This is a genomic window from Stygiolobus sp. CP850M (assembly GCF_037389425.1).
GTDB lineage: Archaea > Thermoproteota > Thermoprotei_A > Sulfolobales > Sulfolobaceae > Stygiolobus.
The window spans coordinates 15665-30835 of the sequence record NZ_JBBHKR010000042.1; the positions used below are offsets into that span (position 1 = coordinate 15665).

Consider the following 15171-nt stretch of genomic DNA (forward strand, 5'->3'; position numbering starts at 1 on the left):
ACAACGTTAAAACATAAAACCCTAAAAAGGAAGAATTTAGAAAAATTAAAAAAGCGTAAAATAAGTCTAAAAAAAAGTTTAACTTATCTTCCTATAGACGAGGACTATAGCTATTATTGCTACTATTAAACCAAGTACACCTGCAATTATTCCTCCGTATACTAAGGGTAGAATTCCGTTTACCTGAGATTTCAACTGGTTTACGGTAGTATTTAGGCTCGATAACTCAGTGGCTAATGTATTAAGTGATGTCTTTAGGCTATTCACAGTCCCGCTTAATCCACTTGCTGTCTGATTAGCAGTGGTTAACTCTTGGTTCAAGGTATTAACCTCTTTTGTTACTGTAGTTATGCTCTGGTTTAAGGAGGATAACGAAGTAGTTAGAGAGTTTATACTTGTATTCAATGTTTTGATATCTGTGTTCAGTAAATTGATCTCTGTTTGAATTAGCTCAATGTAATGTTGTAAGTAAGCTAATGTGTTATAGTAGGCTTGTACCGACACTGAGACGGATTGGGTTAAGGACATATAGCTCGCGTTAATACTTAAAACAACCTCATAGGGTGCTGAAGTAGTGTTAACTACCATGGCTTCTATAGTTATGTTATAGTCACCAGCATATGTACCACTTGTAATTGGAGATACCGATAACACCTTTACTAATGAAGGATATGCTGAAGAGGCCTGAACAGTAGCATTGCTAATTGGCATTCCAGCGAATTCTACTTTAGCTATGATAGACGCAGGTATACCTTGGGTTACAACCACGCTAGTTAAAGGAGCATTAATATTACTTGCGTCAACAACTGTTCCGTTCTGCATTACCATAAATGGTATTATTGAAAGCACAGCAGGATAGAGTTTTATAACTTCTGTAACACTCTGGTTACCCACGATAGAGAAAGTTACTGAGTTATTTACAAACCCGCTATACATCGCTACTGCTTGGAATGTCTGAGTGAAATTGAACGATATTACCGAGAGAGTTACAGTACCAGAAGCTCCAGTAGTTCCTTCGGTAATCAGCTTATGAATACCATTTGTTGTGTTATATAAATATACCATAGCTCCACTTAATGGAACACCAGTTTCTCCATTTAGTACCTCTATTGTAACAGAGGCTTGAGCCGGAACGTAAACAACTTGTATTACTCCAGTTTTAGTTCCTAAAGGACTTGGAGCCTCTACCGAGACAGCTATTGTATACGTACCAGGTGTTGACAGTTGTCCTTGTCCAAAAGTTCCCAGGTTTTCGATTACAAATCCTTGAGCATTAGTTTGAGTTGGAGGTAAGTCAACATTAACACCAGATGGAGTTGTTATAGTTATTGTTACTGGCTGATTAGCATATTGAGAACCTGCAGATGCATTAAGGTACAACGTCTGACCAGAATGATAGACTTGTCCGTTAGTAGATGGAGAATAGAAAGTTATACCATTACTAGTGTAGGCTGCATTAAAAACCGTAGCCATCGATACTGCTACTAAAACCAACATTATACCAGTTATTAATATAGGATTTTTCATCTTTTACACCACCCATACATAACTCGGAAATTTTCAATAAATAAATAAAAAAGGATTTTTAACTTTTACTCAAAATCCCGCCACTTTATGTAGTTATGTTTACGTTAGTAAAGTACAACGACACTGGATATTCAGAGATGGTAGGTCCACCAGCATAAGGTACTGCGAATAATATTATCACGTACTTACCTGCAGGTAATGAAGATATACCATTTAATTGCACGTATACTAGTAAGCTCTTTACAGCTGATGGAGTAGCAGCATAGTATAGATAAGGCTTAGCTACTACTTGTGAGTAGGAGTAATAGGCTATCTCTGTTGGGTTTATTATCTTTCCAGTAGTGGCATTAAAGTCGCTAGCTGGATACACTAGTGCTTCTATGTAGAACTCTAACGGGTATGGCAATACGCTAGTTACATATATCTTTACTACTTGGTCGGTCGGCGTTATGGTTAATGATTCGTTGTAGTAGTAGGTGAACTTGTTAGCACCGGGTATAATACCACTTGGATAGTTGAATGGTGCTAGTCTTATCGGAGTGAAGTTCAAGGCAGTCATATAGGTCATTCCGCTATAGCTCTCTACTGGGTCAGATACTGTGTAGTATATTACTGCATTGAATCCTACTGATATGTTCTTGTATGGTACGCTAGGTAATAGGAAGTATCCAGCTGGTCCTAGTACATATGGTTTACCACCTAGTACTATTGCAAGGCTTCCGTTAGTGTATACGGTAGTGTTGCTAGCTGTCTTTACTGTTGGTGCAGGAACAGTGCTATTAGGTACTATTGTGAACGGTAATGTACCGTTGAATATTCCAGTACCTGGAGCTGTCTCAGGTATCGTCGGCATTACATCACCAGATATATTAGTCTTCTGTCCGTATACGTTAACTACTACAGTCTGTCCGCTAGTCATGTTGTAGTATATCATTGCCTTGTACTTAGGTCCTACAGTATTGTTGGTGACAATCGTCAAGTTAGTTATTCCTAAAGACAATTCTGAAGACACAGCGCTACTTGCATACTGTTTGTCAGCGAATGACAAGAACGGCTCCTTATATACCATCTCAGCTATGAACCATGGTGGAGCAAATGTTGGAGTTGGGTAGAATGGATATGCTGTCATGAAGAACTCTACTAGTCCAGGCTCCGGAGGAACTATTGGCATAATACCTTGTAGAGCTATGATCTTTGCTGTAGCTATCTTAGTTTGACCAGTTATGTAGTCATGATAGGATATAGACAAGTTGCTACCGTTTAATGCAGTGATCGTTGTGTGCAATATCTTCAATAAACCTGGAATGCTTATCTCGAAGTAGAAGGTACCGTTACAATACGTCTGCTCTTGTCCATCTAAGGATACGAACAGTGTTGTCAAATTGCTGAAGGATGGGACTATCCTTACTACACTTCCGTTATGATAGGTTACGTTAATTGATAACATCTCACCTAGTAGTTGTTCTGTAGCGTATACGTTTACTAGCTCATATAACGATGATACCCACTCCGCACTTACTACAGTACCAGTAGTGGTATTAAGTGATCCTAGAGCTAAATATGTTGGTAATGTAGAGCCATAGTATGGTTCGTACAATACTAAAGTTGCGGAGGGCGCATATAATGGTATAATGTTACCCTTGAAGTAGAATGTTAAGTTAACTGGAGGTACTTGCATTGTAGCTAATACCTTGTATGTTCCAGTGTACTGTAAGTCGTGGTATACTGCATAGTCTGTGGTTTCGTACACAAACTTAAAGCCGCTACCTATGAAGGATCCGTTAGGCACTACTAAGTATAAACCTGGGCCTTGTCCTACATAAGTTCCATTAACTGTCGCACCATCAAATACAGACCCGTCTACTTGATACCTTACATATAAATTGATTGTGTAATAGGGTTCAGCAGCACCTGGGAATGGTGTTCCCAGAGGAGCAGCTTGTGGTAATAGATACATGTAACCTACAGTAGCCATATTACCAGGTAATACATTGTACATCATTGTCTTTCCACCAATTATGGATGTTACGTTAAGACCGGCTATACCATATATAGGAACTGCATAGCTACCATATCCACTGTTAACAGTCTTGGACTGTAGGAAGTAGTAGTTTACTAACGGATTGTTACTACCATAGTATTGTAGATAATATAATGCCATAGCATCAGCCTCTGAATTCGGAATACTGTATAACGGAGTAGTAACACCCTTAACAGACGCATTTACCGTTGTTGGATCAAATGGAGCTACTTGTGACATTGGCGCATAATATACTCCCGTTGGGATTGATGTGCTATTCTTTCCGAATTCTCCAGTTACATTGTATATAGTGCTAGAACTGAATATCACTGGGCCAGGGACACTTTTATTGCTAAAGTTCAGACCGTTAGTCGGTATAGCATAAGTGAAGCTTCCTCCTACATACCCTGGATCTAATATTGCATCAGGATCGTATATGGTCATTGTGACGTAGTTATTGCAGATGAAGTCAGTAGATGGCGGTGCTTGAGTAATACTTATACTTGGAGGTATTATTATACCGTAGAAATATCCGTGGTTAGCCGATAGTACATTATTCTGAGTATCGTATGCTGTTACTACTACGCTGGTCTCATTAGTCCATATTCCAAAATCCACTAATGCGACATATGCAAACTGAGGTTGTTCTTCGAACTCGAGAGTTATTGGAGACTGACCAGTTGCTGTAGCGGGAACGTTAGGAGCTTGTAGTAATAGGTAGAAATATGGTAACTGAGCTATTTTAGCTAAGTTCAAACCACCATGTAACGTCTTAACTGTGAAGGGCTCTTGAGTTCCTATTATATATAATGGATACTCACCAAAAGTGAATCCTGGATAGTATACAGATACCATGTATCCCATTGCAGTGGTTCCGTTTATAATGGGATATGCAGGAGTTAATATTAAGCCATTAAAACTGTAGTTTCCAGCTGGTACGTTATTGAAGGTTAAGGTGGCGTTACTAAACAGCGTCGCCGTTACGGATGCCGCAGTTGATGTGAAGTGACCTACTGCAGATATCTGAGATGTTCCTTCTATGGCTATACTAGACGGTGGGGTGGATAATATTGCACTTTGATAGTAGGTAACACCACTTACCTTAAGTCCTTCATAAGCTGTAGCAGATAACTGGATTGTAGCACTGTAATAGCTTAAAGTTGGCTGTGTAGGTTCTACTAGATTTACAGTATAGGTTTTACCATTAAATGTACCGGTCAGAGTTAGCTTATTCGGATAGGGGATGTAGTAAGCGTATACCGGTAATGTGGAGCCTTTGGTATTGTTTGTACCATTGACATATGCTTTTACATAGGTAGTACTTGGAGTTGTATTGCCAGCTATTGCGGTCTGGAAGTACAAGTTAGATACATATTCTACTACACTTCCATTGTTCTTAACTGGTGTCAATGTTAGTAAGTATAAGTAGTACGATTTTCCATTTACGCTGAAGACGCCAGAAGCATTAATTTTCATACCATCTATTGTAATAACGTCACTGGACGTTATTACACCGAAGAACTCACGATACCCGTTAGAGAAGTTATACGCATTAAACATGAAAGTACTGGGGTAGTTATCGATCGATGCTATAAATGCCATGCTGGCAAAACTTAATGTTACTGGGCCTGGTACTGAGTAGTTTAACTGGAATGTAAACTGACCAGCTTTCTTAGTTCCTAATAAACCGTCGACTAAAGTGAAGTTAATTAAAGCTCTACCCCATATCACGGGCTTTACGGTTGATACACTAGTTAGTGCGGGACCTAGATAACCGTCAGCTTGAGTTGGATTAATGAATCCCGCTTGTGATGGTGAGGTAGCGAATACGAGTGGACCGAATATTATTACTTGGCTAGTAGTGGAGGGACCTAATGTAGTTCCACCTATTGTAGTGGCTTGTAAAGTGGCATAAGCACTAATCTCTGTCGAATACTTCCCTGCAAGATTTTGAAGACACGACAGTTTTGATAAGTTTTGTGCGAGATAATAAGCAATAGTATCTGTAGATTGACCTACGGTCTTACCGGTTGACGGATAATATAGAGTACTGTATGGGTTAGTGGTTATATTATTCACTTTAGCTGAAGATAACGTAGTTACGTTGTTTGTGTTAGCGTTGTAATAGAATATATCGGATTCATACGCTTGACTAACATTTGGTAATACACCTTGTAAGTAGTTTACGGGTATGTACTCAGTAGTATTTACAGAGGCCTTTCCATTCAATCCAGTGTACCCTACACCTACTAGGAAGAACACTATCTTGGACGCTGCATCGTAATAAACGGAGTAGTTGTATTTAGTGCCGGCTGGACTCTGTAGATTCTGAGGTAACGTTACTTCTTGAGGAGAAATATATGCTTGACCATTCTGAGCATTAGTTTCTTCAAAATACATCTGTATGTTATTAGATATTGCTAATATCAAGTTAGTTATCGCATCGTATTCGTTAGAGTTTATCTTAGTTAAGTTAACGTTTGAAACATTTACTATGAATGCAATTGCTTGTATCGACTGGTTCTGGAGGCTAGATATGAATACAGCACCTATCTGTCCAGCAGATGGTAAAGGTGTTGCTGCTGCTTGCGGTATTATAGTTGTTAACAATGGACTTGCCTCAATTACAATTGAAGCTATAAATAACGTAGATAGGATTAGACCTAACAGTCTATTCATATCACTTCTAAGGGAATGAAGTTCTCTCTATTTATAAATTCTTTTATACGATTGTATACACCTAACAGTTTGGTATTTTAGACCACATTTTATAGTTTTAACCGTGTGGATTAAATTATAAAATATAGCTTTTAAATCTATCTTGAGACCAGTATTATGTTAATAAAAATTTAATTTTAGTTCTAATATATTAAATAATATCGATGTTTGTCTCCGGTATATAAAGTGTTTACCCGTGGTGTAACTTTTCCTTACTTTTAATTACTTCTAATTCCACCACGGGCACCCCTCTCAAGGGCTCACACACATTCACCCTTAACTCATTGGGGCTAATCGAGGTAAACACCACTACCCACCCATCCACTTTTATCACTCCCATCCTCGTGAGCAGTGACCGTCATCAGTTAGGGGGAACATCAGTAACACTATTTGTAATACTATATAAACGTAATAAACGTAACTTGTCAATAACGATATTTAGAAGTAATTAAAAATAACGAGTAGTTACGAAAAAATGTTACAGTTTAAATTACAGTTTAAAATAGTTATAATACATAGGAAACCACCACATACACTTAGATATATCTTGATTCCTAAATCATTAATAGTATTATAAAAAGTATAATCCCAATTAGATTTAAATTTAGACATAAATATAGTGCTTGACTTTTTAACTTAAGTACTTAAATGATATTACCTTGTTACAATAAATCGATGATAATACCTTTTGCCAAAGAACTTATTTACCTTTTTTAGTCTAATCTAATTTGACATGAATAGAAGATTATTATTGAGTGTCATACTACTAATACCAACACTTTTAATGCTTTTTTCACAGATACCACTCTTATTAGCACAGACTACGTCTAGCTATTCAACTGCCGGTATAACTGTATTACCAGGGACTCAGGTTAACCCACAAGGGATGAACCCACCGCAAATAGTTTTGCCTACTTCGACCGGAAGTGCGACTTACTCACTAATACTAATAAACAGTAGGGACTCCCCAGCACAAGTTCCGGTATACTTAGATTCCTCACTATATACCACTGTAACATTACAACCTTATTCGTACAAGGTGCTCAATCTGAACTTGAATACTGGCCTTCATGAAATTCAAGCTAACGGCGAAACTTTCTACGTAAATGTCACTCAAGTAAGTAGTGCTATTAATGGAGAGATGACATTAAACGGAAGTGCCAACGTTTATGTGTTCAACGCTCAACCGGGACATATCTATAAAGTATACTATAGTATGACTTCTTCCTTGTCTTCCTTATCTCAAGTATATGCCTACTTTGTGTCAAACCTAGCTAATAACTGGTACGGTGACGTTGTCTGCCAGGCTTCTCCATCTGGAACTACAGGTAGTGTTATCTTCGCAGTACCGCAGGATATAGCCCAAGGTCTTTACTACATCTATTTGTACCGTGGTTATGAGGGTTTTTCCAATAACGTTTCTTATCCTGCTGCTTATGTGTACGGGCTCATCATAGTCAACGTATCTTACGGGATTCCCACAACATTATCTACACCTTCATTGATTTCAGAGAACGGAGTAACATTAGAGGTTCAGAATGTAAGCGGATATACTTATTTACAAATCAACTATCCGTTCAACGAAGAGAATATGTATACGATCACTGTATATACTACGAGTGGTACTCAAACTTATACAATAACTAACACCAGCGGTGGAAGTTATTCCTTACCTGGAGCACCCTTTGGTAGCTATAGTGCTGAGGTGTATGGTGTCAGCCTTCCTTGGGCTTTCTCTAACGGATCGATAACTCTGAAGTTACCGCAATTCTATAAAGCAATTATTCAGATAAAGTCCCCTCAAGGTATGGTGACATTAAGATACCCATCCACTCCTATATCTGTAGCTACCGTGAACCTTGAAGTCCTATCGACAAGTGGTGTTCCTATACCTGGTGCAAAAGTGACCTTGTATAACATTAGTAATAAACAACCTATTAGTAGTTACACTACTAGTCCGCAAGGTTTAGTGTCTATTACTTTACCGCTAGGGACTAAAATTAACGCAACAGTAAGTGCTCCCGGCTATATCAGTAATTCTACCGTAATAGCCTTCAGCCAAAACGAGACTGTAAAGATATACCTAACTCCAATATATTTGAGCTTTAGCATAACTCAACTCTCTGAGAAACTCAATAACGGAACTACCGTACCTATAACTCCTTCATCTATACTAAGTATCTACGAGGGGGCTACTTTAAACTTAAGTTTTAAAATTATGACCAACAGTCCGTATAACGTTTCTGTAAATGCGACCCTAAACAATGTTGAGATCCCGGTTATTATGAAAAACGGTTTGTATACAATAACTTACAACTTCATAAATAACAATACCTATACCTTAAAGTTAGAGGCTAGCAGTAACGGGGCATCAAACACTACGGAAATAGAGATTAAGGTTATACCTATTGTTATGTCTTCACCTACTCCATCGACTTCTACGTCTTCAACTACAACGACTGCTACGTCTTCAACTACAACAACCACCTCACATTCTACTACAACAACCACCTCGACTACTAGCACTACTACACAATCTAATACCACCTCGACTACGACATCAACGAGCCCATCTGTTTCAGTCTCACCTACTTCAACAACGTCGTCCTCGCCCAGCTTTGTACCTATCTTGATAATCGTGGTAATAATAGTGATAGCAGCAGTAGTTGCAATAGTAATTCTAAGAAAATAAAAAGATTTTTTCCTTAAATTAAATATTATAAAACTATTATTATATAACTATTTTTCTTCCTTCTTTCTTTTTCTTTTATTCGTTTTAATTAAAGACAAATAACGACAACAACAAAAAATTACTATTTTAGTTTAGTATATGTAGTAGTTATATACTTCTTAACCTCTCTCTTATTTCTTTAGGATCTTTTAATATAGATATTATTAGAGTTATACCATCTTTCTCAGCTAAGAGAAGAGCTAAGGGATCTAATTTCACCGGTCTATGTAATACAATAATTGAGGGTTTTATAGGGGCGATCTTTAAGGCTATAAGGGGGGACCTCCCTGAACTCACGTTGGTGAACACTACCACTCTACCCAGCATGAAATTAAGGAGTTGATAAAACTCGAGACCTTTAAGGCTCGTTATAGCCCTTATACTGTCCGTAATAACCCAGCCGTAAACCTTTGTTTCCGGAATAAATGAATTTGGTATTATACCATCTAAGGCTGTGGCTATATCATCTACACCAACCGGTGATTGGAAATCGCCCATGTCGTCTATAAAGGGTAACATAAGTGCGTAACCTTTGATCAATTCGTTAATTACTCTGTACCCCCTTTCGGCATCTATATCTATGAGTCCCTTAACAAATTTCCTTAAAAAGTCTATACCAGGCTTCCTTCTTCCTCTTTCATAATCGGCTATAACTGATTGGGATATCCCCATATACCTGGCTAGTTCCCCTTGAGAGATGTTAAAAGCCTCCCTCCACTTTCTCATGGACGCGCCAGGGGATTCACTCCAGCTTATATCCCCGGCGATCCTTTTTGCAAGTGTTTCAATTAGATAATCCATAGTAAAAGCTATAAGTGAAGAGGAAATATTCTTATTGGGCCCGTGGTCTAGCTTGGACTAGGATGCGGCGTTCGGGTCGCCGTGGTCCCGGGTTCAAGTCCCGGCGGGCCCAGAACCTTATATATTGTGATTTTAGGGGTGCTGACTTTTTAATTACTTAAAGCGTAATTTATAGTAGAAGTGGGCCGGTAGCTCAGCCTGGAAGAGTGCTCGGCTCGCAACCGAGAGGTCCCGGGTTCAAATCCCGGCCGGTCCACATCATACTAATATCTCAAGGAACCCATTTCACAATTACTGTGAACAAATTAGGGTAAAATAAGTATATGTTAAATAAACATGGTATGCCAGGCACCTTTACGTTTACCTTTATCACAATTTCCTGAGGAAAAACTTAAATCCACTAACTAAATGTTACAAGTTAAAGTGGGCCGGTAGCTCAGCCTGGAAGAGTGCTCGGCTTGCAACCGAGAGGTCCCGGGTTCAAATCCCGGCCGGTCCACTCCGTAGGTCCCTTGACCTCCACGAATTAAACTAGCTATCAAAATCCGTTTGCCTGAAAATTACCATCTCAGTATGCAATCATTACTTTAGACCTCATGAATAATTGACATAAAAATAAGTTAAAACACCCTTATATAGACCGCTCATGCTGTAATTATTTCACTTTATGGTTTTTCACATTAGATGTAAGCAGAAAAGAGGTATAAAATCCGTTTAATTATGTCACAAAACCGTAGATTATGAAAAGTAATCGATCACGTACTACCTTTTCCCTCTCCGCTGGTTAAAAGTAATATAGCCTGCGCTATATCACCGTTAGTCTTTTGTAACGCTTGTCTAACTTCAGCTTCACTCTTACCCGTCTGTTCCATCACAAATTTCACGTCCTCGTCCCTGATTTCTATTTTCTGTTCCTTAACTTGTTCCTTAGCACTTCCTATGACTGTGTATATCTCCTGTCCTTGTTGTGTCATTTTAAGAACTGACGGGTTTTCAATTACCAACGTTTTATCTTGTAGCTCAATAATTACTCTCACAGCGTCTATTTGTTCTGTCTTTATCCCTAACATTCTCTCTAAGTTTTTGAATTGATTAGGTTTTACTTTCACATATAAACTTCAGTAAAACAAACTTAATAGCTTGGCGGTTAAAGATTAATGCATAATGAGTAACTATACGATAAAAATACTTGGCGGAGGAAAAGAAGTAGGAAGGGCTGCTATTGAAATCGATAGAGGGGATTCTGCAATTGTTTTAGACTACGGCGTTAACTTTGACCCCAACGACAACCCTAACCTACCTTTACAAGACACTCCAAGTAAGATAAAGGGTTTCATAGTCTCTCACTCCCATTTAGACCACGTAGGAGCTTTGCCTTTGTATCAGATTTCTGGAAATTATCCCGTTTATGGCACTAGGATAACCAGGTTGATAACAGAAATTATGTTGAAGGACTTTCTGAAGCTTTCAGGGGCTAAACTTCCCTTTGAATGGGTAGAAGTAAAGAGGACTATGGATAACTTCAGGAGCGTAGACTACTATAAGGAGTTCGAAGTCGATTCTTTTAAAGTAGAACTCGGAAATGCGGGGCACATTCCAGGCAGTGCTATAATTAAGGTTAAGACAGAAAAACAGACCATAGCCTACACGGGAGACATTAACTTGACTAACACCCATTTAGTAAGCCCAGCTGATCTTGAGTTTCTCAAAGACGTTAACGTATTGGTGATGGAGAGTACTTACGGTAGGTTCAATCACCCCGATAGAAAAGTCGTTGAGGAGGAGTTCTACGAAGCTACTAAGGAAGTCCTAGAGGAAGGTGGGACTGTCTTAGTTCCTGCTTTCAGCCTATCGAGAAGTCAAGAGATTCTATCAGTTTTGGCTGACAGAAAGATCGAGTATCCCGTGTTCTACGACGGTATGGTAAAAGAGATAACCGAGTTAATGATCCAGAACCCCGAATTCATAAACAACTACCCGGCGTTGAAGAGGGCTTATGACAATTTCAAATACGTCGAAGGTTGGGGGAGCAGGAACAAAGCATCAAGAGGAGAAGGCGTAATAGTTAGCAGTGCGGGGATGCTGAAAGGAGGCCCTGCAGTGTACTACTTTAAGAAGGTCGCAGATAACCCTAAGAACGGGGTGTTTCTAGTTAGCTACCAGGCGGAAAATACTCCAGGTAGAAGACTTCTGGAGACGGGCAAGTTCGATGAGTACTCGCCCATGTTAAAGGCGAGGTTTCAATTATTTGACTTTTCAAGCCACGCTGGGAAGGATCAGTTAAAGCAAATAATTAAGGCAGCAAGTAGTTTGGAAAAAGTCGTTTTAGTCCATGGCGATCCTTCGAGCTCCTCTAGGTTAGCAGAAGAGGTTAAGAGAGAGTTAGGAATATATGTGGAAATTGCTGAAAACGGTAAGGAGATTAAGCTATGATCCTTTTGTTAATCCACGCGTCTAAGTTCTCGTTTTCCGTTAAAGAAAAAGCCGTAAAGGAACCCGAAGAACCTAACTTAACATCTTTACAAAAGGACAACACTTTAGTGGTCTTTACAACAGTAGAAAAAGGGGATGACGATAAGACCGTAGAAAAGGCTGTTAACGAAGTAGTTAGAGTATTGAATGACGTTAAGGCTAGCTCTGTAGTCATATATCCTTATGCTCACCTTTCCGATAACCTGGAGAAACCCACATTAGCCGTCCAAGTCCTGAAGGGCTTTGAAGAGAAATTGTCGAAAGCAGTTAACGTAGAAGTCTATAGAACTCCTTTCGGCTGGTATAAGCAATTTATGATAGACTGTTACGGTCACCCCTTAAGCGAACTTTCGAAGAGGATAAGGGCTGATGAGACCAATTATCAGAAGAGTGAGGAGCTTAAGATTTGCGAGAAGTTCGGCTTCCCTAATTCTCCTCATGCATCTTTCATGAGAAGGGCTGTGGTAGAATATATAAAACATCAAGTTAAACCCGATTCCGTAATAGAAGGTGAGGGAGAACCGGAAAATGGAGAAGTGGTTATATCTTATAGCATTCCCTCGGGGAGGAGGTTGCCTTGTGTAAATGAAGAACCCTTAATTAGAGTGAAAGTGAAAGGGGATTTAGACGGTATTCCTGAGTCCTTCTCCGATTCTAAAAACACCTACGTTATAAAGACTAAGACGGACAAGAGTCACGTAATAAACGTGAACATTCTCACTTACTATTATCTATTAACTGCCTCCAGAGATAATCCTCCTACTCTACCTCTTTGGCTTTCCCCCATTCAGGTTAGGATAATCCCCGTAAGGAAAGATTTCATAGAAGATGCAATAAAAATAGCTAAACAGATGAAGGTAAGAGTGGATGTAGATGACTTAGATGAAGGTCTCGGTACTAAAATAGCGAGAGCAGGTAAGGAGTGGATCCCCTACCTAGTCCTTCTCGGAGAAAGAGAAGTCAAGACCGGTTCCCTAACGGTTAAAGTGAGAAAGGGGAATGAACAGAGAAGTTACTCCTTGGAGGAACTACAAAAGGAGATTATAGCACAAGACCAACTACTTCTACCCTCTTTCCTACCCCTTACTTTAAGTAAAAGGAACAAAAGATACATTACTCTACAGTAACTGTTTTAGCCAAATTCCTGGGCTTATCGGGATCCAGACCTTTGCTAACAGCTGCATAATAGGCTATCAACTGAATTACGGGGGATATGGATAACGCGGGGAACTTTGAGTTAAGGAATATTTCAAGGTCTGCCTCCCCTACTTTTCTATTGGCACTGATCACGTAAATTTTCCCTCCTCTAGCCTTCATCTCCATAACGTTGTTTTTCAGTAATTCAGGCATTTCGCCGTCGTTTATAAACACTACTGGGAACCCGTTCTCTACTAGGGAAATAGGTCCATGTTTACTCTCCCCAGCTGGGTACGATTCAGCGTGGACGTAAGATACCTCTTTAATTTTTAATGCTCCTTCCATAGCTAGCGGTAGTGAAAGACCCCTCCCCAAATAGTATATGTTCTGTTTCTTTGCCAGTTCTTCACCAACCCTTTTGGCAAAACCTTCTGTCGCATTAATAGCTTGTTCTACTTCCTTATCTGCGTCCTTTAATGCTTTCCAATCCTTTCCAAAAGTGTAAGAGTAAAGGAAAAGGAGGGATGCAACTTGAGTAGTAAAAGTCTTGGTAGCAGCTACACCTATTTCCGGTCCAGCCCTCATGTAGATCTTGTAATCACTCTCTCTAGCTATAGCACTCTCAATGACATTTGTTATGGAGACTACTTTAGCCCCTTCACTCTTCAATTTACGTATAGCCTGTAATACGTCTATCGTCTCTCCGCTCTGACTTATTGCGATAATTAGGTCTCCTTTCTTTCCCTTTACGTTATAGTATTCTGAGGCAATAAGCGGAATAGAAGTTATCCCTTCTCTGGTCAAGAGTAAGGAAAAATATAAACCTGCATGATAACTGGTCCCAGCTCCCGTTATAATCACCCTCTCTGCTTGCCTTATTTCTTCACATATCTTTTCTACTACGTCCAAGTCAGACATAAGACTGGAGATCGTGTCCCTAACCGCTTTAGGTGACTCGTGTATCTCCTTTATCATGAAGTGGGCATAGCCTTCTTTTGATGCCGTCTCGACGTCCCAATCTACTATCCTTATCCTCTTATGTACGTCTACTACGTTACCGTTCAGTTCTTCAATGTAAACGTTTGTGTTCGTCAGGAACCCGATCTCACCGTCAGATATTACTAGAATCCTTTTTGTGTAAGGGAGAAATGCCGGTATATCACTCGCAATATAGTTCTCCCCTTCTCCCAGTCCTATAACTAAGGGGTTATCCCTCTTAGCAAAGAAGATCCTTTTTTCACCGTCGATTATCGCTAAAACAGCGTAACTACCATCTAACGATTTTATCGCAGACTTAAATGCCGTAAAAGAGTCCATACCCCTCTTTATAAACTCCTCTATCAAATGAGGTATAACTTCAGTGTCCGTCTCGCTGCTGAACTTATGCCCTAAAGACTCTAGCTCTGCCCTTAGCTCTTTAAAGTTCTTTATTGTCCCATTATGTATTACCGCTATCCTTCCGGAACAATCTGTATGAGGGTGAGCGTTATAGTCGGTCGGAGCCCCGTGTGTAGCCCACCTTGTATGACCCAGAAATATATAGCCAGACATTTCAGGTATTTTTTTCTTTAAAGTGACCTGCTCCACAGTACCTTTAGCTTTCCTCACTTCAATTCCTTTACTGCCCAATGAAGCGACTCCTACGCTATCATACCCTCTGTATTCGAGCCTCTTAAGTGCCGAAATTGTGATCTCGGAGAGTTTTTTGCTCTCCTTTGATGAAATAATACCTATTATGCCACACATAATTTATTTTTGAGTCGGT

The 15171-nt window shown here is 39.4% G+C and carries 8 protein-coding genes, 3 tRNA genes and 1 pseudogene; 6 read left to right on the forward strand and 6 right to left on the reverse strand.

The features are described 5' to 3' along the window. Positions 1-78: 78 nt before the first annotated feature. The 3 genes and pseudogenes from WIW89_RS02535 to WIW89_RS02545 all read right to left on the reverse strand — a co-directional run. The gene (locus tag WIW89_RS02535; RefSeq protein ID WP_337719647.1) at positions 79-1527 is read right to left on the reverse strand and encodes a hypothetical protein; all 1449 of its coding nucleotides are present in this window, start codon (positions 1525-1527) and stop codon (positions 79-81) included. A gap of 85 nt (positions 1528-1612) precedes the next feature. Continuing rightward, on the reverse strand, positions 1613-6226 hold the full coding sequence (locus tag WIW89_RS02540; protein WP_337719648.1) for a hypothetical protein: 4614 nt from the start codon (positions 6224-6226) through the stop codon (positions 1613-1615). A gap of 229 nt (positions 6227-6455) precedes the next feature. Next, positions 6456-6593: pseudogene (locus tag WIW89_RS02545) on the reverse strand (IS200/IS605 family accessory protein TnpB-related protein); the annotation flags it as partial. A 405-nt stretch (positions 6594-6998) separates the two neighbouring features. Between WIW89_RS02545 and WIW89_RS02550 the strand changes: the two are divergent. Beyond that, positions 6999-8957 carry a carboxypeptidase-like regulatory domain-containing protein gene (locus WIW89_RS02550; protein ID WP_337719649.1) on the forward strand — a complete coding sequence of 653 codons (1959 nt, stop codon included), beginning with the start codon at positions 6999-7001 and terminating at the stop codon, positions 8955-8957. A 147-nt stretch (positions 8958-9104) separates the two neighbouring features. Here WIW89_RS02550 and WIW89_RS02555 read toward each other — a convergent pair whose 3' ends face one another. After that, positions 9105-9797 (reverse strand): helix-turn-helix domain-containing protein, encoded by a 693-nt coding sequence (locus WIW89_RS02555; protein ID WP_337700948.1) that lies wholly within the window; start codon positions 9795-9797, stop codon positions 9105-9107. Positions 9798-9833: 36 nt separating this feature from the next. Between WIW89_RS02555 and WIW89_RS02560 the strand changes: the two genes are divergently transcribed. From WIW89_RS02560 to WIW89_RS02570, 3 genes are all read left to right on the forward strand, one after another. Continuing rightward, a tRNA-Pro gene (locus tag WIW89_RS02560) sits at positions 9834-9909 on the forward strand. Positions 9910-9979: 70 nt separating this feature from the next. Next, a tRNA-Ala gene (locus tag WIW89_RS02565) sits at positions 9980-10053 on the forward strand. A gap of 169 nt (positions 10054-10222) precedes the next feature. Next, positions 10223-10296, forward strand: a tRNA-Ala gene (locus tag WIW89_RS02570). Between the two features lie 256 nt (positions 10297-10552). Here WIW89_RS02570 and WIW89_RS02575 read toward each other — a convergent pair. Then, entirely contained in the window at positions 10553-10867 is a 315-nt protein-coding gene (locus WIW89_RS02575) for a nascent polypeptide-associated complex protein (RefSeq protein WP_337707907.1), read from the reverse strand. Positions 10868-10961: 94 nt separating this feature from the next. On the opposite strand from WIW89_RS02575, the gene WIW89_RS02580 reads away from it, so the two are divergent. Next, positions 10962-12230, forward strand: coding sequence for an MBL fold metallo-hydrolase (locus WIW89_RS02580; RefSeq protein WP_337719650.1), 1269 nt, complete (start codon positions 10962-10964; stop codon positions 12228-12230). Then, entirely contained in the window at positions 12227-13396 is a 1170-nt protein-coding gene (locus WIW89_RS02585) for a threonyl-tRNA synthetase editing domain-containing protein (RefSeq protein WP_337719651.1), read from the forward strand. Before WIW89_RS02580 ends, WIW89_RS02585 begins: the two co-directional genes overlap by 4 nt. Here WIW89_RS02585 and glmS read toward each other — a convergent pair. Further along, positions 13383-15152, reverse strand: coding sequence for a glutamine--fructose-6-phosphate transaminase (isomerizing) (gene glmS / locus WIW89_RS02590; RefSeq protein WP_337719652.1), 1770 nt, complete (start codon positions 15150-15152; stop codon positions 13383-13385). The two genes, WIW89_RS02585 and glmS, sit on opposite strands and share 14 nt — an antisense overlap. Positions 15153-15171: the final 19 nt, after the last annotated feature.

What these genes read in the sequence shown, in the direction of transcription:
- WIW89_RS02555 (WP_337700948.1), bottom strand. Translation starts at nt 9,797, where the DNA reads ATGGATTATCTAATTGAAACACTTGCAAAAAGGATCGCCGGGGATATA.
- WIW89_RS02535 (WP_337719647.1), bottom strand. Translation starts at nt 1,527, where the DNA reads ATGAAAAATCCTATATTAATAACTGGTATAATGTTGGTTTTAGTAGCA.
- glmS (WP_337719652.1), bottom strand. Translation starts at nt 15,152, where the DNA reads ATGTGTGGCATAATAGGTATTATTTCATCAAAGGAGAGCAAAAAACTC.
- WIW89_RS02550 (WP_337719649.1), top strand. Translation starts at nt 6,999, where the DNA reads ATGAATAGAAGATTATTATTGAGTGTCATACTACTAATACCAACACTT.
- WIW89_RS02585 (WP_337719651.1), top strand. Translation starts at nt 12,227, where the DNA reads ATGATCCTTTTGTTAATCCACGCGTCTAAGTTCTCGTTTTCCGTTAAA.
- WIW89_RS02580 (WP_337719650.1), top strand. Translation starts at nt 10,962, where the DNA reads ATGAGTAACTATACGATAAAAATACTTGGCGGAGGAAAAGAAGTAGGA.
- WIW89_RS02575 (WP_337707907.1), bottom strand. Translation starts at nt 10,867, where the DNA reads ATGTTAGGGATAAAGACAGAACAAATAGACGCTGTGAGAGTAATTATT.
- WIW89_RS02540 (WP_337719648.1), bottom strand. Translation starts at nt 6,226, where the DNA reads ATGAATAGACTGTTAGGTCTAATCCTATCTACGTTATTTATAGCTTCA.